Origin of the sequence: Streptomyces sp. NPDC127114 (genome assembly GCF_042677525.1) — a bacterium.
In the GTDB taxonomy this organism is placed as follows: domain Bacteria; phylum Actinomycetota; class Actinomycetes; order Streptomycetales; family Streptomycetaceae; genus Streptomyces.
This window is the reverse complement of the sequence record NZ_JBHXTJ010000031.1, coordinates 18959-42647: the sequence shown is the minus strand read 5'-3', so window position 1 is coordinate 42647 and position 23689 is coordinate 18959. Positions and strand designations below refer to the sequence as shown.

Sequence of the window (23689 nt, the reverse complement as noted above, 5' to 3'; positions counted from 1 at the left end):
GTGTCAGGATCTTCTGCGTCGATGCTTGCTGGATGTGTCGGTCCGCCCGGAGGCGGAGCCCGATTACTTGATCAAGTAGATCGTGGCGAAGAGGCCGATCCAGACGACATCGACGAAGTGCCAGTAGTAGGACACGACGATGGCGGCGGTTGCCTGCTCGTGAGTGAACCTCTTGGCGGCGTACGTCCGGCCGAGGACCAGCAGGAAGGCGATGAGACCGCCCGTCACGTGCAGGCCGTGGAAGCCGGTGGTCAGGTAGAACACCGTGCCGTACGGGTCGGAGGACAGCGAGAGGCCGTCCTTCTTCACCAGCTCGGTGTACTCGAAGACCTGGCCGCCGATGAAGACCGCGCCCATCACGAACGTGATGACGAACCACGTCCGGAGCTTCTTCACGTCACCGCGCTCGGCGGCGAAGACGCCGAGCTGGCAGGTGAGGGAGGAGAGCACCAGGATCGTGGTGTTCGTCGCGGAGAACGGAAGGTTCAAGGCGTGCGCCTTTTCCGTCCAGAACTCCGCGCCCATCACGGATCGCAGGGTGAAGTACATCGCGAAGAGGGCCGCGAAGAACATCAGCTCGGAGCTCAGCCAGATGATGGTTCCGACGCTGGTGAGGTTCGGTCGATTGACCGACGGGTGCGCGTGCCCGGTATCTACTGTCGTTACTGTCGCCACGACCGACATTATGTCGGTCGCTTATCCCGCCCTCACTCCGGGGGGTGCCGTTCGGAGTGTCCGGGGCGCGTGTCCTGCCCGAACGGCCCATCCGGGCGGGCTTCCGGCACCCTTCGAACAGGTGTTGAACGGGTGTTGACGGGGTGTGGAGCGGAGTAGCATCCGCGCAACGGCCGACCACCTTCACGGAGGAACGATGCAGTCGAGCGCCACGGTCCTGGTCTACAGCGACGACGCGAACACCCGCGCGCAGGTCCGCCTCGCGGCCGGGCGCCGGCCCGCCGCCGATGTTCCCCCGGTCGAGTTCGTGGAGTGCGCGACGCTGCCGGCGGTGCTCGCGGCCCTGGACGAGGGCGGCATCGACGTGTGCGTGCTCGACGGCGAGGCCGTGCCGGCGGGCGGCATGGGCGTGTGCCGGCAGATCAAGGACGAGGTCTTCCGCTGCCCGCCGGTGCTGCTCCTCATCGGCCGCCCGCAGGACGCCTGGCTGGCCACGTGGAGCCGCGCGGACGCCGCGGTCACCCTTCCGGTGGAACCGGTCGAGTTCGCGGCGTCCCTGGCGGCCCTGCTGCGCTCGCGTCTCTCCATCGACGCGTAGCACCGCCCGTACGGGTTACAGGCTCGGCCTGAGCCGGGCCTTCGCGTCCTCGGTGGCCGTGGGGTCGCCCTTCTCGGCCACCAGGGCGCTGCCCCGGCGCCACTTGTCCCAGCTCAGGTTCCAGTCGCCGAAGCCGTTGCCGAAGGTGTCCATCATCTGGCCTGAGCTGTTGACGACCTTGACGATGTCGCCCGGGCGGACGTTCTCGTAGAACCAGGCCGCGTTCCCGGTCGACATGCCGGTGCAGCCGTGGCTGACGTTGGCGACGCCCTGGGAGCCGACGGACCAGGGTGCGGCGTGGACGTACTCACCGCTCCAGGTGACCCGGGTGGCGTAGTAGACCGGCAGGTCGTACGACTCCGAGCTGCCCTCCGCGATGCCGATGCTGGTGCCGCGCATCCGGACGTAGTACTCCTTACCGAGCACCACTTTGATCCCGTTACGGGTGGAGAAGCCCGGTTTTCCGGTGGTCACCGGAATGGTGTTGATCACTTTTCCGTTCCGGCTCACCGTCATGTGGTGGGAGCCGGCGTCCGTGACGGCCTCGACGCGGTCGCCGATGGTCAGCGTGAGCGGCTTGGAGTCGCCGCCGTAGAGCTTGTCGCCCACCTTGACGCCGGCGAGGTTGCCGGTGGCGGTGACGGTCGCGCCGGTGGGCCAGTACTCCTTCGGGCGGTAGTGCAGCTTCTTGTCGTCCACCCAGTACCAGGAGCCCTCCACGGCCGGTACGGAGCGGACCTTGAGGGCGCGTTCGACCACCGCGCGGGCCTTCCTGTCCTTCACCGGGAGGCTGAGCTCCGCGGTGACGGGCTGTCCGACGCCGTACTTGCCCGCCTCCGGGCCGAACGTGACGGTGAGCGCCCGTTTGGCCGGGGCGGTCTCGAACGTGAACGTACGGGCTCCTGGGGCGCCGTCCTCGTCCTCGGTGGCCACCCGGACGGTGTAGCGGGCGCCGGCCGCCAGCGCGGCCGTGGAGCGCCACTTCTGCCCGTCGGCGGTGAGTTCGCCCGCCAGGTGGTGCCCGGACTCGTCGGTCGCGGTGACGTCGGTGATCCGCCCGTCCTCGCCCTTGGCGGTGATCTCCAGGGGCTTGTCGGGGTCGGCCTTCCGCCCGCCCGCGGGTGCGTTGAAGGCGATCTGGTCCGCCGCGTCGAAGGGCCTCGCCGACAGCGGATGGCCCCCGCCGCCCGCGCACGCCGTGACGCCCGCCGTGACGGTGAGGGCCAGAAGAGTGCAGCTCAGAACAGTCCGAATGCGCGGCGTGTCGTTCATGACTTCACGCTAAGAACAATCCTCGCGCCCGGCGCGCCGAGCGCGGCAAAAGAGGGGCCCGGCCGCTTCGTCGGAACCACGCGACCGGGCCCCTCGGGGTGTTACGGGGTGCTGCTACTGGTTCTGGTTCTCACCGCGGTAGAACTCGAACACCCAGCCGAAGATGCCGACCAGGATCAGCGGGGTCGAGAAGTACAGCAGCCACCAGCCCATCGCGATGGCGAGGAAGGCGAGCGCACCGCCGACGGCCAGCGAGAGCGGCTGCCAGCTGTGGGGGGCGAAGAAGCCCACCTCGCCGGCCTCGTCCGCGACGTCGGCCTCCTTGTCGTCCTGCGCCATGGCGTCGACCCGCTTGGCCGTGAAGGCCAGGTAGTAGCCGATCATGATGCAGAGACCGAACGCCAGGAACAGCGCCGTCGTACCGACCGGCTCCTTCGACCACACGCCATAGACGATCGCCATGGCGAGGACGAAGACGCTCAGCCAGATGAACATCTTGCCCTGGATCTTCACTTGCCGGCCTCCTTGCCGCCGCTGAGGGCCGCCACCTCGTGAGGCTTGTTCTCGAGCTGGTCGAGAGCCGCGATCTCAGGGTGGTGCAGGTCGAACGCCGGGGATTCGGAACGGATCCGCGGCAGGGTGAGGAAGTTGTGCCGCGGCGGCGGGCAGGACGTCGCCCACTCGAGCGAACGGCCGTAGCCCCACGGGTCGTCGACCTCGATCTTCTTGCCGTACTTGGCGGTCTTCCAGATGTTGTAGAAGAACGGCAGGATCGACAGGCCGAGCAGGAACGAGGAGATCGTCGAGATCGTGTTCAGCGCGGTGAAGCCGTCGGCGTCGAGGTAGTCCGCGTAACGACGCGGCATGCCCTCGGCACCGAGCCAGTGCTGCACCAGGAACGTGCCGTGGAAGCCGATGAACAGCGTCCAGAAGGTGATCTTGCCGAGGCGCTCGTCCAGCATCTTGCCCGTGAACTTCGGCCACCAGAAGTGGAAGCCGGAGAACATCGCGAAGACCACCGTGCCGAAGACGACGTAGTGGAAGTGCGCGACCACGAAGTACGAGTCGGAGATGTGGAAGTCCATCGGGGGCGAGGCCAGGATGACGCCGGTCAGACCACCGAAGGTGAAGGTGATCAGGAAGCCGACGGCCCAGAGCATCGGGGTCTCGAAGGACAGCGAGCCCTTCCACATCGTTCCGATCCAGTTGAAGAACTTCACGCCGGTCGGAACGGCGATGAGGAACGTCATGAAGGAGAAGAACGGGAGGAGCACGCCACCGGTGACGTACATGTGGTGGGCCCACACGGTCACGGACAGACCGGCGATCGCGATGGTCGCGGCCACCAGACCGATGTAGCCGAACATCGGCTTGCGGCTGAAGACCGGGATGACCTCGGAGATGATGCCGAAGAACGGCAGGGCGATGATGTACACCTCAGGGTGTCCGAAGAACCAGAAGAGGTGCTGCCACAGCAGTGCGCCGCCGTTGGCCGCGTCGAAGACGTGGGCACCGAACTTCCGGTCGGCCTCCAGGGCGAACAGCGCGGCCGCCAGGACCGGGAAGGCCAGCAGGACCAGGACACCGGTCAGCAGCACGTTCCAGGTGAAGATCGGCATGCGGAACATCGTCATGCCCGGGGCGCGCATGCAGATGATCGTGGTGATGAAGTTGACCGAGCCGAGGATCGTGCCGAAGCCGGAGAAGGCCAGACCCATGATCCACATGTCGGCGCCGACGCCCGGCGAGCGGACCGCGTCCGACAGCGGGGAGTAGGCGAACCAGCCGAAGTCGGCGGCACCCTGCGGGGTGAGGAAGCCGGCCACCGCGATGATCGAGCCGAAGAGGTACAGCCAGTAGGCGAACATGTTCAGCCGCGGGAACGCCACGTCGGGCGCGCCGATCTGCAGCGGCATGATCCAGTTCGCGAAACCGGCGAACAGCGGCGTCGCGAACATCAGCAGCATGATCGTGCCGTGCATCGTGAACGCCTGGTTGAACTGCTCGTTCGACATGATCTGCGTGCCCGGACGGGCCAGCTCGGCGCGCATGAAGAGCGCCATCAGGCCGCCGATGCAGAAGAAGGCGAACGACGTGACCAGGTACATCGTGCCGATGGTCTTGTGGTCGGTGGTCGTCAGCCACTTCACCACGACGTTGCCGGGCTGCTTGCGGCGAACCGGGAGCTCGTTCTCGTACGAGTCCTCAGCCGCGGCCGCACCCTGGGGTTCGTTGAGGATGCTCACAGTTGCTTCTTCTCCGCATTCCTGGCCGGGTCCGTCTGCGCAATGCCCGACGGGATGTAGCCGGTCTGCCCCTTCTCCGCCAGCTCCTTCAGGTGCTGCTGGTAGCGCTCCGGGGAGACCACCTTGACGTTGAAGAGCATCCGGGAGTGGTCGACACCGCACAGCTCGGCGCACTTGCCGAGGAAGGTGCCCTCCTGGGTCGGGGTGACCTCGAAGGCGTTCGGGTGACCCGGGATGACGTCCTGCTTCATCAGGAAGGGGACCACCCAGAAGGAGTGGATGACGTCACGGGAGGTCAGGACGAACCGGACCTTCTCGCCCTTGGGCAGCCACAGGGTCGGGCCCGGGTTGCCGGTCTGCGGGTTGCGGGTGCCGGGGATGCCGTAGTCGTAGACGCCGCCGGCGTTCTCCGGCAGCGCGTTCTTGTACCGGTCCGGAAGCGTCTCGAGGTTCTTGTCCGTCTTCGCGTCGCCGGTCACGCCGGGCACGTTCTCGATGTAGTTGAAGCCCCAGCTCCACTGGTAGCCGACCACGTTGATGGTGTGGGCGGGCTTGGCGGAGAGCTCGAGGAGCTTCGACTCGTCACGCGCGGTGAAGTAGAAGAGCACCGAGACGATGATGAGCGGGGTGACCGTGTACAGCGCCTCGATCGGCATGTTGTAACGGGTCTGCGGGGGTACCTCGACCTTGGTGCGGCTGCGCCGGTGGAAGATGGTGGCCCACAGGATGAGGCCCCACACCAGCACGCCGGTGGCGAGCGCGGCCGCCCACGAGCCCTGCCAGAGGGAGAGGATCCGCGGAGCCTCTTCCGTCACGGGGGTGGGCATGCCAAGGCGAGGGAAGTCTTCCCAGTTGTACGAGCAGCCGGTGGCTGTCGCCAGGATCAGGCCCGCAGTCAGCACCTGCGGCAGCTTCCGCCGCATCGGGCGCCGCGACGAGCGGTCGGAGCCGTTGGGACTCACGTAGCGCCTTCCCGAGAGTCTCGGCCCGCGTAGGTCGGCTGCCACGGCCGTCCGTCTCGCTGGTCGGTCGCCGCCCCGGCCGCGGGCAGGGGTTTGGATGTTTATGCGGACCAAACCCTACTGGACGCTATTTGGGGTCGCGCGGGGAGGGTGCCCAACGCGCCGTCCGAGTCCCCGAAGGAGTGGACCCGGGCCTTCCGCAGAGGGTTTCCCGGGGGCCGTACGGCGGTCGACCGGCGGCCGGGGCGCCGGTTCTGACGAGGGATCACGCGGGCGGGGCCGGGGCCTGCTCGGGGTTCGCGGCGGCAGGCCCTACCGTGGGCGGATGCCGTACTTCGACGCCGCGTCCGCCGCTCCGCTGCACCCCGTCGCCCGCCAGGCGCTCCTGGCCGCCCTGGACGAGGGCTGGGCCGATCCGGCCCGGCTGTACCGGGAGGGGCGGCGGGCCCGGCTGCTGCTGGACGCGGCACGGGAGGCCGCGGCGGAGGCGGTGGGCTGCCGCCCGGACGAACTGGTCTTCACTCCTTCGGGGACGCGCGCGGTTCACACGGGAATCTCCGGGGCGCTCGCCGGGCGCCGGCGCGTCGGGGACCGGCTCGTGGTGTCGGCCGTCGAACACTCCTCCGTGCTGCACGCCGGCGAGGCGCACGCGGCGGCGGGCGGGACGGTGGCCGAGGTGCCGGTGGGCAGGTCGGGCGCGGTGGACCCGGAGCGCTTCGCGGCGGCGCTCGACGCCCGTACCGCGCTGGCCTGTCTGCAGTCGGCCAACCACGAGGTGGGGACCGAGCAGCCGGTCGCCGAGGTGGCGGAGGTCTGCCGGGCGGCGGGGGTGCCGCTGCTCGTGGACGCGGCGCAGTCGCTCGGCTGGGGGCCGGTGGCGGAGGGCTGGTCGCTGCTCGCGGCGAGCGCGCACAAGTGGGGCGGCCCGTCGGGCGTGGGGCTGCTCGCGGTGCGCAAGGGTGTCCGGTTCGCCCCGCAAGGTCCGGGTGACGAGCGGGAGTCGGGGCGGGCGCCGGGCTTCGAGAACCTGCCGGCGATCGTGGCGGCGGCGGCCTCGCTGCGGGCGGTACGGGCGGAGGCGGCGGCCGAGTCGGCGCGGCTGCGGGCCCTGGTGGACCGGATCCGGACGCGGGTGCCGGAGCTGGTGCCGGACGTGGAGGTGGTCGGCGATCCGGTGCGGCGACTGCCGCACCTGGTCACCTTCTCCTGTCTCTATGTCGACGGAGAGGCGCTGCTGCACGAGCTGGACCGGGAGGGTTTCTCCGTTTCGTCCGGTTCGTCGTGCACGAGCTCCACGCTGACGCCCAGCCATGTGCTGCGCGCCATGGGCGTCCTGAGTGAGGGAAACGTCCGGGTCTCGCTGCCGGCGGGCACGGCGGAGGAGGACGTGGACCGCTTCCTCGCCGTCCTGCCGGGCCTCGTCGCCGGCGTGCGCGAGCGGCTCGGCGCCCCGCACCCGGCGGCCGTGTCGGACGGGGCACCGGACACGCTCCTGGTCGACGCCCTCGGCAAGCGCTGCCCGATCCCGGTGATCGAGCTGGCCAGGGTGATCGGTGACGTGCCCGTGGGCGGCACGGTGACCGTGCTCTCCGACGACGAGGCGGCCCGGCTGGACATCCCGGCCTGGTGCGAGATGCGCGGCCAGGAGTACGTGGGCGAGGAGCCGTCGCCGAAGGGCGGCACCGCGTACGTGGTGCGCCGGGTGGCGTGACACGGCGGGACCCCGGGTGCCGTCGGGCGCCCGGGGTCCGGTGGTCGGACGGTCAGGCCAGGTGGGCCTGGACCTCGGCGGCGGCCTCGTCGCCGTACGCCTTGGTGAAGCGCTCCATGAAGTTGGTGCGGCGCAGGGTGTACTCCTGGGTGCCCAGGGTCTCGATCACCAGGGTGGCGAGCATGCAGCCGACCTGGGCGGCGCGCTCCAGGCTGACGCCCCAGCCGAGGCCGGTCAGGAAGCCGGCCCGGAAGGCGTCGCCGACGCCGGTCGGGTCGACCTTGGCCTCCTCCTCCGGGCAGCCGACCTCGATCGGGTCCTCGCCGGCCCGCTCGATGCGCACGCCGCGCGAGCCGAGGGTGGTGACCCGGTGGCCGACGCGGCCGAGGATCTCCTCGTCGGTCCAGCCGGTCTTCGACTCGATGAGGCCCTTCTCGTACTCGTTGGAGAAGAGGTAGGCCGCGCCGTCCATGAGGGTGCGGATCTCGTCGCCGCCCATGCGGGCGATCTGCTGCGAGAAGTCGGCGGCGAAGGGGATCCGGCGGGTGCGGCACTCCTCGGTGTGGCGCAGCATCGCCTCGGGGTCGTCGGCGCCGATGAGCACCAGGTCCAGGCCGCCCACGCGGTCGGCGACGGCCTTGAGCTCGATCAGCCGGGCCTCGCTCATGGCGCCGGTGTAGAAGGAGCCGATCTGGTTGTGGTCCGTGTCGGTGGTGCACACGAAGCGGGCGGTGTGCAGCACCTCGGAGATGCGGACGGAGCCGGTGTCGACGCCGTGCCGGTCGAGCCAGGCGCGGTACTCGTCGAAGTCGTAGCCGGCCGCGCCCACCAGGATCGGGTTGCCGCCGAGCTGCCCCATGCCGAAGCAGATGTTCGGGGCGACGCCGCCCCGGCGGACGTCGAGGTTGTCGACCAGGAACGACAGCGAGACCGTGTGAAGCTGGTCCGCGACGAGCTGGTCGGCGAACCTGCCGGGGAAGGTCATGAGGTGGTCGGTGGCGATGGAGCCGGTGACTGCGATACGCACGGCTGGGCGCTCCTGGTGGAGGGACGGCAATGACAGTTCACGCTACCGGCTGCGGGTGCGGAAGCCGAACAGCGGAAACTACCCCAGAGTAGGGCTTTTCCCCGAAGCCGGAGCGTGCGTACGGTGCGGCCATGACCGAGTACCCCGCTCCTCGTGAGCCCCAGGAGTCCGATTTCAGCCTCGCCGAGCTGTGCGGGGACGGCGCGCGGATGGCCCCGCACTGGGTGACTCCGTCAAGTCCGGCGGCCGCACCGGTGTCCCCCGCGCTGATCCACGGCGTCGAGGTGCCGGCCGCGTCGGCCAGACTGATCGCCGCCACCTCCGAGTACGGGGTCTGAGACACCCCTGGAGCCGCCGGTCCGCCACCGGCCGTCACCGGTCCGGAGCAACCGGGGAACCGGAACCGCGTCGCCCTCGTCCCATGGGTGTCCTTCCGCAGGGATGCCACGTCTGGAGGAGCACGCGGTGAGCAGCAGTACGGAGAACCGGCCCGGGAAGCGCGGACCGCTTCTGGTCGCCTCGGTGGCGGCGGGAGTGCTCCTCGTGGGCGGCGGAGGCGTGTACTACGCCACCACGGCCCAGGGCGACGGCGGAGGCGCGAAGGCCGCCGAGGAGACGGCCGCCGCTCCCCCGCCGCTGAACCTGGGCGGCACGACGGACGGCGGTCCGGGGATCGCGCCGGGTGAGCCCGACCCGGGCGGCGGCCCCAGCGGGACCGTCTACACAGCCAAGGGCCCGCTCCCCCATGGGCCCTCCTCGGCCGCGGTCCACCGGCCCGAGGGCCGGGTCACCTCGGCGGAGGTGACCCGGCTCGCCGAGGCCCTGGGGATCCCGGGCACCCCGCAGCTGGTCGGCGAGGTGTGGCGGCTCGCCCCGGAGAAGGACGCCTCGGGGCTGCGCCTCGACGTGTCGGCGAAGGCGCCGGGCAGCTGGACGCTCAGCCGGTACGACGGCGGCCCGGTCGGCGACACCTGCCTCAAGGGCAAGGCCTGCCCTCCGCCCGGGGAGGCGAAGCCGCCGGCCGGCGGCTCACCGGTGAGCGAGGCCGCGGCGAAGGCGGCGGCCGCGCCGGTGCTCAAGGCGATCGGCCAGGACGACGCCAAGGTGGACGCGAGCCAGGTGATGAACGGGTCCGAGCGGGTGGTCAACGCCGACCCGGTGGTGGGCGGGCTGCCCACGTACGGCTGGTCCACGGGGATCCACATCGGCCCCGACGGCTCGGTGACGGCCGGCAGCGGGCGCCTGAAGGAGCCCGTGAAGGGCCACACCTATCCGGTGGTCGGTGCGGAGAAGGCGCTCGCCGAGCTGAACGAGGCCTCCAAGGGCACCGGACCGATCGGCATCGGGGGCTGCGCGACGGACCCGCCGGCCGGCACGGCCGACCAGCCCCGGGACATGCCGCTGACCGAGGGCGACGGCAAGACCGAGGGCGGGACGGGGCAGGCGCCCTGCCAGTCGATCGTCGACATGGCGCCGCCGGAGCAGGTGACGGTGACGGGCGCGGTGTTCGGTCTGGCCGCGCAGTACGTGGACGGCGAGCAGGTGCTCGTGCCGGCGTGGCTGTTCACGGCGCAGGCCAAGCCCGGGACCGAGCCGTACACGGTGGTGCGCACGGCGGTGGACGCGCGCTATCTGACCCCGCCGGCCAAGCCCTCGCCCACCCCCACGCCGGCGCCCGACCAGGGGACGGCGCCGGAGCGGCAGGTCACCTCGTTCACGACGGACGCCGGTGGCCGGAAGCTGTCGGTGACCTTCTGGGGCGGGGCGTGCTCCGACTACGCGGTGACGGCGGAGGAGAGCCCGCGGCAGGTCGTGGTGCGGATCAAGGAGACGCCGCGCGAGCCGGGCAGGGCCTGCATCATGGTCGCCCTGCAGATCACGAAGACGGTGACCCTCCAGGCGCCGCTGGGTGACCGGCCGGTCGTGGACGGGGCCAGCAGCCAGGCGGTGCCCCGGCAGTAGACGTCCGGCACCGCGTGAGAACGCGCGTGAGGGCGGCACCCGGACCTCCGGGTGCCGCCCTCACGCGTGCTACGGCTCAGCCGAAACCTGCGGGCTTAGCTGAAGCTGTCGCCGCAGGCGCAGGAGCCCGTGGCGTTCGGGTTGTCGATCGTGAAGCCCTGCTTCTCGATGGTGTCGACGAAGTCGATCGAGGCGCCGCCCAGGTACGGGGCGCTCATGCGGTCGGTGACGACCTTGACGCCGCCGAAGTCCTTGACGACGTCGCCGTCGAGCGAGCGCTCGTCGAAGAACAGCTGGTAACGCAGGCCGGAGCAGCCACCGGGCTGAACGGCGACGCGCAGCGCCAGGTCGTCACGGCCCTCCTGGTCGAGCAGGGCCTTGACCTTGGCCGCGGCGGCGTCGGACAGGAGGATGCCGTCGCTGACAGTGGTCTTCTCGTCCGATACGGACATCTGCTTCTCTCCCGGGTTGGTACGGAGACTGCTTGCCGACGGTTGCAACCGGCGGGGCCGCGGATTCATTCCGGGCCGAGGCGTGTCTTTCCCCTTCATGCTCGCACACCGCGCCCGGAGACGGGGAAGGCGAAGTCGCGGTACGTCCGGAGAGGCGGGAGGCGAATTCGTCACATCGACACTATGGACATCGTCAAAGTGACGTGAACCGGTTATGATAGATAGCGTCATTTAGACGAAAAGGCTTTACGAGGCTCACTGTAGAAAGGGTGCGTGACGTGACCACCGCCCAGCCCCTGGACGTCCAGCCGACGCCGCTCGCCCTTCTCCTGCTCGGCCGCGAGGCCGACCCCAAGAGCGAGCGTGGCGTGGAGTGCCCCGGCGACCTGCCGTCGCCGTCCGACCCCGACCTGGTGGAACGCGCCCGCGTCGCCAAGGAGAAGCTCGGGGACAAGGTCTTCGTCCTCGGGCACCACTACCAGCGCGACGAGGTCATCCAGTTCGCCGACGTCACCGGCGACTCCTTCAAGCTCGCCCGTGACGCCGCCGCCAAGCCGGAGGCCGAGTACATCGTCTTCTGCGGCGTGCACTTCATGGCCGAGTCGGCGGACATCCTGACCGGTGACGACCAGAAGGTCGTGCTGCCCGACCTGGCCGCCGGCTGCTCGATGGCCGACATGGCCACCGCCGAGCAGGTGGCCGAGTGCTGGGACGTGCTCACCGAGGCCGGCATAGCCGAGCAGGTCGTGCCCGTCTCGTACATGAACTCCTCCGCCGACATCAAGGCCTTCACCGGCAAGCACGGCGGCACCATCTGCACCTCGTCGAACGCGAAGCGCGCCCTGGACTGGGCCTTCGAGCAGGGCGAGAAGGTGCTCTTCCTGCCGGACCAGCACCTGGGCCGCAACACGGCCGTCCGCGACATGGGCATGTCGCTGGACGACTGCGTGGTCTACAACCCGCACAAGCCGAACGGCGGCCTGACCGCCGAGGAGCTGCGCGGCGCGAAGATGATCCTTTGGCGCGGGCACTGCTCGGTGCACGGCCGGTTCAGCCTGGACTCGGTCAACGACGTGCGCGAGCGCATCCCGGGCGTCAACGTGCTCGTCCACCCCGAGTGCAAGCACGAGGTCGTGGCCGCCGCCGACTACGTGGGCTCCACGGAGTACATCATCAAGACGCTGGAGGCGGCCCCGGCCGGCTCGAAGTGGGCCATCGGCACCGAGCTGAACCTGGTCCGCCGCCTGGCGAACCGCTTCGCCGACGAGGGCAAGGAGATCGTCTTCCTCGACAAGACGGTCTGCTTCTGCTCGACCATGAACCGGATCGACCTGCCGCACCTGGTGTGGACCCTGGAGTCCCTCGCCGAGGGCAACCTGGTCAACCGGATCCAGGTCGACAAGGAGACGGAGTCCTTCGCCAAGCTCGCCCTGGAGCGGATGCTGGCGCTGCCGTAACGATTCCTCGTACGGACAGACGGAAGGGGCGCCCCGCGTGTGCGGGGCGCCCCTTCGTCGTGCCTGCCGTGCGGATCAGACCGCGGCCGGCTCCTTCGCCTGCGGCGGGACCGGCGCGTCGCCTGCCTTCGCCCCTCGCTTCGCCGCCTTCTTCTTCGCGCGGCGCTCCTTGCGGAGCTCCACCATCGCGTAGAGCGTCGGGACCAGCAGCAGGGTCAGCAGCGTCGAGGTGATCAGACCGCCGATCACCACCACGGCCAGCGGCTTCGCGATGAAGCCGCCCTCGCCGGTGATGCCGAGCGCCATCGGGAGCAGCGCGAAGATCGTCGCCAGGGCCGTCATCAGGATCGGGCGCAGCCGGTGCCGTCCGCCCTCGATCACCGCTTCGACCACGCCCAGGCCCTGGGCCCGGTACTGGTTGATCAGGTCGATCAGGACGATCGCGTTGGTGACCACGATGCCGATCAGCATCAGCATGCCGATCATCGCCGGCACGCCCATGGGCGTGCCCGTCGCGACGAGCAGGCCGATGGCGCCGGTCGCCGCGAACGGGATGGAGACCAGCAGGATCAGCGGCTGGACCAGCGAGCGGAAGGTCGCGACCAGGAGCATGAAGACGATCGCGACGGCCGCCAGCATCGCCAGGGCCATGCTGCTCGCCGCCTCGGCCTGGTCCTCGGAGACACCGCCGATGGTGGCGGTGGCGCCGTCCGGGAGGTCGAGACCGTCGATCTTCTTCTGGAGGGCCGCGCTGACCTCACCGGTGTTGTCGGTGGTCGGCTTGGCGGTGATCGTCGCCGCGCGGGCGCCGTCGATCCGGGTCATGGAGACCGGGCCCGCCACCAGCTCGACGGTGGCGACGTCGCCCAGCTTCACCGGGCCGAGCGGCAGCGCCTTCAGGTCGGCCAGGGTGGTGGCCGGCTTCGCCGAGGTGATCAGGACGTCCCGCTCGGTGTCGTCGAGGGTCGCCTTGGCGGCCGGGATGCCACGCACGGCCTGGGAGACGACCATGCCGAGGGTGGTGTCGTCGAAGCCCGCGTCGGCGGCCTTCTCGTTGGCCTTCACCGAGATCCGGGGCACCGACTGCGACAGGTCGCTCTGGACGTCCCTGACGTCCTTCAGCTCCGCCACCGCGTTCCTGACCTGCTCGGAGGCCTTCTTCAGGACCGCCGGGTCGCCGGCCTTGACGACCACGCTCAGGTCCTGGTTGCCGAAGCCGTCACCGGCCGCGATGGAGGTGTCGCCGATGCCGTCGAGCCTGCCGAGCGCCGCGTCGATCGCGTCACGGGTCTTCTCGTACGAGGCGGAGTCCTCCAGGGTGACCTGGAAGGAGGCCTGGTTGGAGCCGGTGCCGCCGCCGAAGGCCGCCATGAAGCCGGAGGAGCCGACGGTGACCTGGTAGTCCTTGACGCCCTCGGTGTCGGCGAGGACCTTCTCGATCTTCTTCGCGGCCTCGTCGGAGGCGCCGAGGGCGGTGCCGGGCGCCAGCTTCTGCTTGACCGTCAGGACCTGCTGCTCACCCTGGTCGAAGAAGTTGGTCTTGAGCAGGCCGCCCATCCCGAAGGTGCCGAAGAGCACCACGAGGGCGATGGCCACGCTGGTGAGACGGCGCCGGGTCGCGAACCGCAGCACCGGCACGTACGCGCGCTGCAGCCTGCTCCTGTTCTCCTTCTCCTCGGCCAGCCTGCGGGCCTCCTCCGGGTCCTCCGGGGTGCCCTTGGGCGCGCGCAGGAACCAGTACGAGAGGACCGGCACGACCGTGAGCGAGACGAGCAGCGACGCGAGGAGCGCGGCGGTGACGGTCAGGCTGAACGAGCCGAAGAGCTCGCCGATCATGCCGCCGACCAGACCGATCGGCAGGAAGACGGCGACGGTGGTGAGCGTCGAGGAGGTGACCGCGCCGGCGACCTCCCTGACCGCCGTGATGATCGCGGCCTGGCGCTCCTCGCCGTAGCCGAGGTGCCGCTTGATGTTCTCCAGGACCACGATCGAGTCGTCGACGACCCGGCCGATGGCGATGGTGAGCGCGCCGAGCGTCAGCACGTTCAGCGACAGGTCGCGGGTCCACAGCACGATCAGGGCGAGGACGACCGACAGCGGGATGGAGACCGCGGTGACCAGGGTGGAGCGCAGCGAGGCGAGGAAGACCAGGATGACGAGGACGGCCATGACGAGGCCGAGCGCGCCCTCGGTGGTGAGGCCGGAGATCGACTTGGCGACGGCCGGGCCCTGGTCGGAGACCACGGTCAGCTCGGCGCCCGCGCCCAGGTCCTTGCGCAGCTGCGGCAGCTTGTCCTCGACCGCGTCGGAGATGGCGACGGCGCTGCCGTCCTTGTCCATGGTGGCCATCACGGCGAGGCTGGGCCGGCCGTTGGTGCGGGTGACGGAGACGCGGCGCGACTCCTCCTGCTCGACCGTGGCGACGTCGCCGAGGCGGACCGCCCTGCCCTTCTCGGGCTTGATCCGCAGGTCCTCGATCTGCTTCAGCGAGGTGTAGCCGCCGCCGACCTGGACGGTGCGGCTCTTGCCGGCCTCCGAGAAGGCGCCGGCGGGCATGGTGCCGCCGCCGTTCCTGATCGCCTCGGCGAGCTTCGCCGGGCTCAGGCCGGCCGCCGCGAGCCTGCGGTCGTCGGGCGTGACGGAGACCTGGAGGTCCTGCACCCCGTCGACGGTGACCTGGGCGACGCCGTCGATGTCCTCGAGGACCGGGACGACGGTCCGCTCCAGCTGGTCGGCGAGTGCCTGCTGGTCCTTGTCGGAGGTGACGGCGAGGACGACGGTCGGGATGTCGTCGGTGGAGCCGGCCACCACCTGCGGGTCGACCGAGTCGGGCAGCGTGGCCCGGGCCCGGTTCACGGCCTGCTGGACGTCGGCGACGAGCTGCTTGGTCCCCTCGTCCCCGTAGTCGAAGCTGGCCATGATGACGGCGCTGCCCTCGGAGGCGGTGGACGTGATGCCCTTGATGCCGTCGACGGCCTTGAGGTTGTTCTCGATCGGCTGGACCACCTGCTTCTCGACCACGTCGGGCGAGGCGCCCTGGTACGGGGCGAGGATCGAGACCATCGGGAGCTCGATCGAGGGGAACAGCTGCTGCTTCAGCTGCGGGATCGCGATCACTCCGAAGAGGAGCGCGACGAGGGACATCAGCCCGATCAGGGCCCGTTGCGCGAGGCTGAATCTGGACAGCCAGGACATGGGGACTCTCTTCTGTGGCGTACTCGGCGACGGGACACCCTCAGGGGCCCCCAGGGGTGTCCGCTTATACGATCAGCCACGCGAAGGGCCCGATCCTCGGCCCCCGGGCCCAATTCCTTATGCCGCGCATACCGCGTCTGGAGTACGCCCGCCCCCGGGGTCACTCCACCCTTGGACGTACGAGCCCCGACTCGTAGGCCGTGACGACCAGCTGGGCCCGGTCGCGGGCGCCCAGCTTGGCCATGGTCCGGTTCACATGGGTCTTCACGGTGAGCGGGCTGACGTCGAGCCGCTCGGCGATCTCGTCGTTGGAGTGGCCGCCCGCCACCAGGACGAGCACCTCGCGCTCGCGGGCGGTGAGCGCCGACAGGCGCTCGGAGTAGGCCGGGGCCTCCTGGCCCGCGTCCGCGCCGCCGCCCTGCGCGAGGAACGTGGCGATCAGGCCCTTCGTCGCGGCCGGCGAGAGCAGCGCCTCGCCCGCGTGCGCGATGCGGATGGCGCCGAGCAGCTCCTCCGGCTCCGCGCCCTTGCCCAGGAAGCCGGAGGCCCCGGCGCGCAGCGACTGCACCACGTACTCGTCCACCTCGAAGGTGGTCAGCATGACGATCCGTACGTCCGACAGCTCGGGGTCCGCGGTGATCAGGCGGGTGGCGGCCAGGCCGTCGGTGCCGGGCATCCGGATGTCCATGAGGACGACGTCCGCCTTGGTGGCCCGGGCCAGGGCCACCGCCTCGGCGCCGTCGGCGGCCTCGGCGACCACCTCCATGTCGGGCTCGGAGTTGACCAGGACCTTGAAGGCGCTGCGCAGCAGGGCCTGGTCGTCGGCGAGCAGCACCCTGATGGGCGTGCCCTCGTGGGTCGTCATGTGTCGTCGTCCTCCCCCGTGCGGCCGGTCACGGGCAGTATCGCCTGCACCCGGAAGCCGCCTCCGTAGCGGGGTGCGGCGGTCAGCGTGCCGCCCAGGGCGGTCACCCGCTCGCGCATGCCGACCAGGCCGTGCCCGCCGCCGGGCACGGGTTCGGCGATCAGCGGGCCGTCGTCGAGGACGGTGATCTCGACGGTGCGGCCGACCCGGACCACGCTGACCTCCGCCCTCGCCTCGGGCCCCGCGTGCTTGCGCACGTTGGTGAGCGACTCCTGGATGATCCGGTACGCGGCGAGGTCGACGGCCGCCGGCAGGGCGGCGCCGCCGTCGGTGCGGGCCAGCTCGACCGGGAGCCCGGCGTTGCGGAAGGTGGTCAGCAGGTCGTCGAGGACGGCGAGGCCCGACACCGGCTCCGTGGGAGCCTCCGGGTCGCCCGACTGGCGCAGCAGCCCGACGGTGGCACGCAGCTCGTCCAGCGCCGAACGGGAGGCGGTGCGCACGTGCGCCAGGGCCTCCTTGGCCTGGTCGGGGCGCTTGTCCATCACGTGCGCGGCGACCCCGGCCTGCACGTTCACCAGCGCGATGTGGTGGGCCACCACGTCGTGGAGGTCGCGGGCGATCCGCAGCCGTTCCTCCGCGACCCGCCGCCGGGCCTCCTCCTCGCGGCTGCGCTCGGCGCGCTCGGCCCGCTCCCGTATGGCGTCCACGAAGGCCCTGCGGCTGCGCACCGCGTCCCCGGCCGCCGCGGCCATCCCGGTCCAGGCGAAGACGCCCAGGTTCTCCTGCGCGTACCAGGGCGTCGGCCCGAAGACCATGGCGGCGAAGGTCACCGCGGTCATGGTGGCCAGGCCGAGCCGCCAGGTGGTGGGCCGGTCGGTGCGGGAGGCGACGGTGAAGAGGGCCACGACGGCGCTCATGGTGACCGGGGCCGGGCGTTCGTCGCCGATCAGCGCGACCAGGGAGAAGAGGGTGGTGGCCGCGAGCACCGCGATGGGCTGCCGGCGCCGGAACACCAGCGCGGCGGCCCCGAGCAGCATCAGGACCACGCCGAAGGCGGTGGGCACCCGGTCGCCGAAGGTGGGCCCGTCCGGGCTGCCGTGCGGGTCGGTGAAGGAGCCGGTGACCATGCACGCGAGCACGACGAGGGCCAGGCCCGCGTCGAAGGCCAGAGGATGCGCCCGCAGCCGGTGCCGGGTCCGCGCGAGCGGGGTCGCGAGCGGGGTGCCGTTGGTCGTCACAGCAGAAGACGGTACGGGGTCGCGGGACCCGGACGCACCGATGCCCCGTCCCTGGGGAACGGGGCATCGGAAGGAGCGCTCAGCCGGGGATGAGGCCGTCGTCGGAGAGCATCGCCCGGACCTCGTCGAGCGTCGCGTCAGGAGCGGGCAGGATCAGCTCGGAGGGTTCCAGCGCGTCGTCGGGCAGCGGCTCGCCGAGCTCCCGGACCTTGTCGAGCAGGGCGTGGAGCGTGCGGCGGAAGCCCGCCTCGTCGCCCGAGTCCATCTCCTCCAGGAGCTCGTCGTCGAGCTTGTTCAGCTCGGCGAAGTGACTGTCCGCCAGCGTGAGCTGGCCCTCCCCCATGATCCGTACGATCATGACGTGCCGTCCTCGTGCCGAAGGGGTTACTTCTCGAAACGGGGCTGGGACTGCTGCTGGTTCTGGTTCTGCGCGGTGCCGTTGCCGCCCTCGATGGCCTGCTGCTGCGCCGAGGTGCCCCCGGCCAGCTCGGCCTTCATCCGCTGCAGCTCGAGCTCCACGTCCGTACCGCCGGAGAGCCGGTCGAGCTCCGCCTGGATGTCGTCCTTGGCCAGACCGGACTGGTCGTCGAGGGCGCCCGAGGCGAGCAGCTCGTCGATCGCGCCGGCCCGCGCCTGGAGCTGGGCGGTCTTGTCCTCGGCCCGCTGGATCGCCAGGCCGACGTCGCTCATCTCCTCCGAGATGCCGGAGAACGACTCGGCGATCCGGGTCTGCGCCTGGGCGGCCGTGTACGTCGCCTTGATCGTCTCCTTCTTCGTGCGGAAGGCGTCGACCTTGGCCTGGAGCCGCTGCGCGGCGAGGGTGAGCTTCTCCTCCTCGCCCTGCAGGGTCTGGTGCTGCACCTCCAGGTCACTGACCTGCTGCTGCAGCGCGGCCCGGCGGGACAGCGCCTCGCGCGCCAGGTCCTCGCGGCCGAGCGCCAGCGCCTTGCGGCCCTGGTCCTCCAGCTTGGCGGACTGGCCCTGGAGCTGGTTCAGCTGCAGTTCGAGCCGCTTGCGGGAGGTCGCCACGTCGGCGACGCCGCGGCGCACCTTCTGCAGCAGCTCCAGCTGCTTCTGGTAGGAGTAATCGAGGGTCTCGCGCGGATCCTCGGCCCGGTCGAGGGCCTTGTTTGCCTTCGCGCGGAAGATCATCCCCATACGCTTCATCACACCGCTCATGGGCTTCGCGCGCCCCCTTCTGACGGACTCGGCTCCAGCACTCCAACAAGAACCACAGTACGGTTCCTCTCTCCATTACCGCACTGTTCGGGGCCCGATGTGCTCCTCCCCAAGGACGAGTGGAGATCACCGCACCTCCGGCCCAGGGAGTAGGGAGACCCCTGGCCGCCCCGTTCCCCGCAGGCGGAGACGCAGGGTGTTAGCGGATCGTTCCCGGCCGTGCTGGGGTCCATGCCTGGCAGCACGTACCCTTGGCCTTGTGTTCCGTAGCCGTTCGAAGGATGAGAAGGCCCCCACCGACCAGGTGACGGCGGACCTCTCCAAGCAGCCCCGCGACCCGCAGGCCCCCAAGGGCCGCCCGACCCCGAAGCGGAGCGAGGCCCAGACCCAGCGCCGCCGGGCGCAGTCAGCACCGCTGGACCGCAAGGAGGCCACCAAGCGTCAGCGCGAGGCCCGCCGTGCGGACCTGGCCCGTCAGCGCGAGGCGCTGAACAGCGGTGACGAGCGTTTCCTGCCGGCCCGTGACAAGGGCCCGGTGCGGCGGTTCGTCCGCGACTTCGTCGACTCGCGTTTCGCGGTCGCGGAGTTCTTCCTGCCGATGGCCGTGGTGATCCTGGTCCTGTCGCTGTTCGGCAACACCAACCGCCAGCTGCAGAACATCTCGCTGCTGCTGTGGGCCGGTGTCATCGTCATGATCGTCATCGACTCGATCGGCATCTGGCTCCGGCTGCGCAAGCAGCTGGCCGAGCGCTTCCCGAACGAGTCGAAGCGCGGCGCGATCGCGTACGGCCTGATGCGCACGCTCCAGATGCGCCGGCTGCGGCTGCCGAAGCCGCAGGTCAAGCGCGGAGAGCGGCCCTGAGCGCGGAGGAATCGGCCACGGGTGAGGTGCTGCCCGTCGTCGGCCCCTGGTCCGCCGTGCCCGGCGGACTGCGCGACACCGTCCGACAGGAGCTGATCGCGCGCCAGCTCGACGAGCAGATAGCCGCCCGCTACCCGGTGGGGCAGCGGCTTCGGATCCTCGACGCGGGCATGGGCCAGGGCACCCAGGCCCTGCGCCTGGCCCGCGCCGGTCACACCGTGACCGGCCTGGAGGCCGATCCCGAGCTGCTCAAGACCGCGCGCGAGTCGCTGGCGACCGAACCCGCCGGCATCCGCGAGCGGGTCCGGCTGATCGAGGGCGACGGGCGCGAGACCGGGGTGCACTTCCTGCCCGGCAGCTTCGACGTCGTCCTGTGCCACGGCGTGCTCCTGCACGCCGACGAACCGGACGCGCTGCTCGCGGGCCTGGCCCGGATGCTGGCGCCCGGCGGTCTGCTGTCCCTGGTGGTACGGAACGCGGAGGCGCTGGCCATGCGGCCGGGCCTCGCCGGGGACTGGGCGGGCGCGCTCGCCGGCTTCGACGCGGACGTCTACGCCGACGGGAGCGGCGCGAAGGTACGGGCCGACCGCCTGGACGCGCTCACGTCGACCCTCGCCGGCATCGCGGCGCCGCTGCACGCCTGGTACGGCGTGCACGTCTTCACCGACGGCCTTCGCGGCGACGTCGGTCTCCCGGCCGCCGACGAACTGGAACGCCTTCTGGCCGCCGAGGACCGCGCCGGCCGCACGGACCCGTACCGCCGGATCGCCGGACTGCTGCATCTCTGCGGGGTCCGCGGCTGAGCCGGCGGCCGAAGGCCGGCCGACAGCGGTCAGGTGATCGGGACGCGGACGCGTCCTGATCGGTGTGACCGCCATCGAACCGGCCTCCGGGCCCGCCACCGCCGTACCCGCCCGTCTGGTCCGGCGCGCCCTCTACGCGCACTTCCGCCCGCACCGGGCCGCCGTCGCGCTGGGCGCGCTGCTCGCGCTGATCGGCGCGGCGAGCGGCCTCGCCCAGCCGCTCGCCGCGAAGGCGCTGGTGGACCGGCTGGGACAGGACGAACCGATCGCCGCCGTCCTGCTCGCGCTCACCGCCCTCGTGGTGTTCGGCACGGCGGTCGAGGCGCTCGGCTCGTACGTCCTGGAGCGCACCGCCGAGTCCGTGGTGCTCGCCGCCCGGCGCTCGCTGATCGGGCGGCTGCTGCGGCTGCGGCTGCCGGAGGTCGAGAAGACCCAGCCCGGCGACCTGATGTCCCGGATCACCTCCGACACCACCCTGCTGCGCGCCGTCACCACCCAGTCCGTGGTGTCGGCGGCCACCGGCGGGCTCTCCTTCGTCGCCACGCTCGTCCTCATGGGCTTCATGGACCCGGTCCTGCTGGGCGTCACGCTCGGCGTGATCGTGGTGATCGGCGGCGCGGTCGCGCTGCTCATGCCGCGGATCGCGGCAGCGACCCGGCGCTCGCAGGAGGCGGTCGGAGAGATCTCCACGGTTTTGGAGCGGGCCTTCGGCGCCTTCCGCACGATCAAGGCGTCGGGCGCGGAGGCCCGCGAGACGGCCGTCGTGGAAGCGGCGGCCGAACGGGCCTGGCGGCACGGCGTGAAGTCGGCGAAGTGGCAGTCGCTCGCCGGGTCGTCGATCGGCCTCGCCGTACAGGTGTCGTTCCTCGCCGTGCTGGGCATCGGCGGCGCGCGGGTGGCGTCGGGAGCGACGACGGTCTCGTCGCTGATCGCCTTCCTGCTGTTCCTCTTCTACCTGATCGAGCCGGTGTCGAAGCTGGTGGAGGCGGCGACCCAGTTCCAGGTGGGCTCGGCGGCGGTGTCGCGGATCCTGGAGGCGGAGGCGCTGGAGGTCGAGGAGACCGGGGAGGCCCCGAAGGCTGCGGGCGCCGGGCGGGAGGGCCGGGCCGCGGGCGGCGGGGCCGCCTCGGTCGTCTTCGACGACGTCGCCTTCCGGTACCGGGACGACCTGCCGGCGGTCCACCACGGCGTCTCCTTCGAGGTCCCCGGCCGGGGCATGACCGCGTTCGTGGGACCGTCCGGGGCGGGCAAGACGACGGTGTTCGGGCTGATCGAGCGCTTCTACGAGGCGACCGGCGGCCGGGTCCTGGTCGACGGACGCGACGTACGGGACTGGCCGCTCGCCGAACTGCGGGCCTCCATCGGGTACGTGGAGCAGGACGCGCCCGTCCTGTCCGGAACCCTCCGCGAGAACCTGACCTTCGCCGCGCCGGACGCCACCGAGGAGGAGATCCGGCAGGTGCTCGTACGGGCCAGGCTCGACGGTCTGGTGGAACGGCTGCCGGAGGGGCTCGACACCGTCGTGGGCCACCGCGGCTCCAAGCTGTCGGGCGGCGAGCGGCAGCGGGTCGCCGTCGCGAGGGCGCTCCTGCGCAAGCCGCGGCTGCTGCTGCTCGACGAGGCCACCTCCCAGCTGGACGCGGTGAACGAGCTGGCGCTGCGGGACGTGGTGGCCGAGGTGGCCAGGGACGTGACGGTCCTGGTCGTGGCGCACCGGCTGTCGACGGTGACGATGGCGGACCGGATCGTCGTGATGGAGGCCGGCCGGGTACGGGCGGTGGGGACGCACGCGGAGCTGGTGGCGGGCGACGAGCTGTACGGGGAGCTGGCGGCGACCCAGTTCCTGGCGGCGGAGGCGGCGGCGGAGGGGACGCGGGTGGGGACGGCCTGACCGGGCATCCCGGCAGCGGCGACGTCCGGGGCGGCGGGATCCCCTCCCCCTGATCGGGCGACTTCACCGAGGCGCCGGGTTCCGGGGGCGCCGAGACTTCGGTCATGAGACGTCTCCTGCTTCCCCTCGCCGCCGGGACCTGCGCCGTCGCCCTGCTCGGCGGCTGTTCGGCGGGGCCGGCGCCCCGGGCCGAGCGGTCCACCCAGGCGGCCGCCGTCCCGCTCGCCGCCAACGAGCTCCAGGACGACTACCGGTCGGTGATCAGGAACGTGCTGCCGTCGGTCGTCCAGATCGACGCGTCGGAAAGCCTGGGTTCGGGTGTCGTCTACGACGGGAAGGGCCACGTCGTCACCAACGCGCACGTGGTCGGCGGGGAGCGGGTCTTCAGGGTCACGGCGGCCACGGGCGGGCAGCCGGTGACGGCGCGGCTGGTGTCGGCCTATCCCGAGCAGGACCTCGCGGTGATCCGGCTGGACAGCGTGCCGCAGGGCCTGAAGGCGGCGAGGTTCGGCGACTCGGCGAAGGTCGACATGGGCCAGATCGTGCTGGCGATGGGCTCGCCCCTGGGCCTGTCCGGGAGCGTCACCCAGGGCATCGTCTCGGCGACCGGACGCACCGTCAGCGAGGGCCGCACGGGCGGCGGGACCGGCGCGACGATCGGCAACATGGTGCAGACCTCGGCCGCGATCAATCCGGGCAACAGCGGCGGCGCGCTGGTGAACCTGGACAGCGAGGTCATCGGCATCCCGACGCTGGCGGCCACCAACCCGGAGCTGGGCGGCGGTTCGGCACCGGGCATCGGCTTCGCGATCCCGGCGTCGATGGTGCGGACGGTGGCCGACCAGATCATCGCGACGGGCAAGGTGACGGACTCGGGCCGGGCGGCGCTCAACATCACGGGCCGCACGGTCCTGGACGACGCCTACGAGCCGGCGGGCGTCGCGATCGTCGAGGCGCAGCCGGGCGGGGCGGCGGCCAGGGCCGGGCTGAGGGCCGGTGACGTCATCACCAGGCTGGGCGACGACCCGATCACGACGATCACGTCGCTGTCGGAGTCGCTGGCGGCGCGTGAGCCGGGCGAGAAGGTGACGATGGTGTTCACCCGGGGCACCCGGGAGGACAAGGCCGAGGTCACCCTCGGCGAGATCTAGGCCGTCCCTTCCGGATCCTGACCGGGCGGCGGGGGGGGCGGGGGGGGGCGGCCCCCCCCGCCGGGGGGGGGGACGGGGTGGTGTTTAAAAAAAAGCCCCCCCCGCACCACCAAGAACAAGAGGGGGGGGGCGGTGTGGGTGTG

The 23689-nt window shown here is 71.1% G+C and carries 21 protein-coding genes; 9 read left to right on the top strand and 12 right to left on the bottom strand.

Features of this window, described 5'->3' with window-relative positions; genetic code table 11:
* Positions 1-63: 63 nt before the first annotated feature.
* Positions 64-684 carry a heme-copper oxidase subunit III gene (locus ACFVGS_RS26800; RefSeq protein WP_384420831.1) on the bottom strand — a complete coding sequence of 207 codons (621 nt, stop codon included), beginning with the start codon at positions 682-684 and terminating at the stop codon, positions 64-66.
* 187 nt (positions 685-871) lie between these two features.
* On the opposite strand from ACFVGS_RS26800, the gene ACFVGS_RS26795 reads away from it, so the two are divergent.
* Positions 872-1273, top strand: a complete 402-nt coding sequence (locus ACFVGS_RS26795) for a hypothetical protein (protein WP_384420833.1) — start codon at positions 872-874, stop codon at positions 1271-1273.
* A 15-nt stretch (positions 1274-1288) separates the two neighbouring features.
* Here ACFVGS_RS26795 and ACFVGS_RS26790 read toward each other — a convergent pair whose 3' ends face one another.
* From ACFVGS_RS26790 to coxB, 4 genes are all read right to left on the bottom strand, one after another.
* On the bottom strand, positions 1289-2545 hold the full coding sequence (locus ACFVGS_RS26790; protein ID WP_384420835.1) for an Ig-like domain-containing protein: 1257 nt from the start codon (positions 2543-2545) through the stop codon (positions 1289-1291).
* 114 nt (positions 2546-2659) lie between these two features.
* On the bottom strand, positions 2660-3058 hold the full coding sequence (locus ACFVGS_RS26785) for a cytochrome c oxidase subunit 4 (RefSeq protein ID WP_384421554.1): 399 nt from the start codon (positions 3056-3058) through the stop codon (positions 2660-2662).
* Complete coding sequence (ctaD, locus tag ACFVGS_RS26780) at positions 3055-4791, bottom strand: cytochrome c oxidase subunit I (RefSeq protein ID WP_384421552.1); 1737 nt, start codon at positions 4789-4791, stop codon at positions 3055-3057. Before ctaD ends, ACFVGS_RS26785 begins: the two co-directional genes overlap by 4 nt.
* A complete protein-coding gene (gene coxB, locus ACFVGS_RS26775) occupies positions 4788-5753 on the bottom strand; it encodes a cytochrome c oxidase subunit II (protein ID WP_384421550.1) in 966 nt (321 codons plus the stop codon). The genes ctaD and coxB overlap by 4 nt, the downstream gene beginning before the upstream one ends.
* A gap of 325 nt (positions 5754-6078) precedes the next feature.
* Between coxB and ACFVGS_RS26770 the strand changes: the two genes are divergently transcribed.
* On the top strand, positions 6079-7464 hold the full coding sequence (locus tag ACFVGS_RS26770; RefSeq protein WP_384421549.1) for a cysteine desulfurase/sulfurtransferase TusA family protein: 1386 nt from the start codon (positions 6079-6081) through the stop codon (positions 7462-7464).
* A gap of 52 nt (positions 7465-7516) precedes the next feature.
* On the opposite strand, the gene ACFVGS_RS26765 is transcribed toward ACFVGS_RS26770, so the two are convergent.
* Complete coding sequence (locus ACFVGS_RS26765; protein WP_384421547.1) at positions 7517-8491, bottom strand: carbohydrate kinase family protein; 975 nt, start codon at positions 8489-8491, stop codon at positions 7517-7519.
* Positions 8492-8622: 131 nt separating this feature from the next.
* On the opposite strand from ACFVGS_RS26765, the gene ACFVGS_RS26760 reads away from it, so the two are divergent.
* Positions 8623-8829 (top strand): hypothetical protein, encoded by a 207-nt coding sequence (locus tag ACFVGS_RS26760; RefSeq protein ID WP_384421545.1) that lies wholly within the window; start codon positions 8623-8625, stop codon positions 8827-8829.
* A gap of 103 nt (positions 8830-8932) precedes the next feature.
* Positions 8933-10453, top strand: a complete 1521-nt coding sequence (locus ACFVGS_RS26755; protein ID WP_385694021.1) for a hypothetical protein — start codon at positions 8933-8935, stop codon at positions 10451-10453.
* Positions 10454-10548: 95 nt separating this feature from the next.
* Here ACFVGS_RS26755 and ACFVGS_RS26750 read toward each other — a convergent pair whose 3' ends face one another.
* On the bottom strand, positions 10549-10905 hold the full coding sequence (locus ACFVGS_RS26750; protein ID WP_019885637.1) for an iron-sulfur cluster assembly accessory protein: 357 nt from the start codon (positions 10903-10905) through the stop codon (positions 10549-10551).
* A 269-nt stretch (positions 10906-11174) separates the two neighbouring features.
* On the opposite strand from ACFVGS_RS26750, the gene nadA reads away from it, so the two are divergent.
* Complete coding sequence (gene nadA, locus ACFVGS_RS26745) at positions 11175-12362, top strand: quinolinate synthase NadA (RefSeq protein ID WP_384421541.1); 1188 nt, start codon at positions 11175-11177, stop codon at positions 12360-12362.
* Between the two features lie 75 nt (positions 12363-12437).
* On the opposite strand, the gene ACFVGS_RS26740 is transcribed toward nadA, so the two are convergent.
* The 5 genes from ACFVGS_RS26740 to ACFVGS_RS26720 form a co-directional block, all read right to left on the bottom strand.
* Complete coding sequence (locus ACFVGS_RS26740; RefSeq protein WP_385694017.1) at positions 12438-15557, bottom strand: efflux RND transporter permease subunit; 3120 nt, start codon at positions 15555-15557, stop codon at positions 12438-12440.
* 160 nt (positions 15558-15717) lie between these two features.
* Positions 15718-16422 (bottom strand): response regulator, encoded by a 705-nt coding sequence (locus ACFVGS_RS26735; RefSeq protein ID WP_384421537.1) that lies wholly within the window; start codon positions 16420-16422, stop codon positions 15718-15720.
* The gene (locus ACFVGS_RS26730) at positions 16419-17660 is read right to left on the bottom strand and encodes a sensor histidine kinase (protein ID WP_384421536.1); all 1242 of its coding nucleotides are present in this window, start codon (positions 17658-17660) and stop codon (positions 16419-16421) included. Before ACFVGS_RS26730 ends, ACFVGS_RS26735 begins: the two co-directional genes overlap by 4 nt.
* Positions 17661-17739: 79 nt before the next feature.
* Complete coding sequence (locus ACFVGS_RS26725; RefSeq protein ID WP_384421535.1) at positions 17740-18018, bottom strand: hypothetical protein; 279 nt, start codon at positions 18016-18018, stop codon at positions 17740-17742.
* Between the two features lie 26 nt (positions 18019-18044).
* Positions 18045-18839, bottom strand: a complete 795-nt coding sequence (locus ACFVGS_RS26720) for a PspA/IM30 family protein (protein WP_385694013.1) — start codon at positions 18837-18839, stop codon at positions 18045-18047.
* 259 nt (positions 18840-19098) lie between these two features.
* Between ACFVGS_RS26720 and ACFVGS_RS26715 the strand changes: the two genes are divergently transcribed.
* From ACFVGS_RS26715 to ACFVGS_RS26700, 4 genes are all read left to right on the top strand, one after another.
* The gene (locus tag ACFVGS_RS26715; protein ID WP_384421531.1) at positions 19099-19701 is read left to right on the top strand and encodes a DUF3043 domain-containing protein; all 603 of its coding nucleotides are present in this window, start codon (positions 19099-19101) and stop codon (positions 19699-19701) included.
* Between the two features lie 26 nt (positions 19702-19727).
* Positions 19728-20504, top strand: coding sequence for a class I SAM-dependent methyltransferase (locus tag ACFVGS_RS26710; protein WP_385694010.1), 777 nt, complete (start codon positions 19728-19730; stop codon positions 20502-20504).
* 73 nt (positions 20505-20577) lie between these two features.
* Positions 20578-22395 (top strand): ABC transporter ATP-binding protein, encoded by a 1818-nt coding sequence (locus tag ACFVGS_RS26705; protein WP_385694070.1) that lies wholly within the window; start codon positions 20578-20580, stop codon positions 22393-22395.
* Positions 22396-22499: 104 nt separating this feature from the next.
* On the top strand, positions 22500-23546 hold the full coding sequence (locus ACFVGS_RS26700) for a S1C family serine protease (protein ID WP_385694007.1): 1047 nt from the start codon (positions 22500-22502) through the stop codon (positions 23544-23546).
* Positions 23547-23689 lie beyond the last annotated feature (143 nt).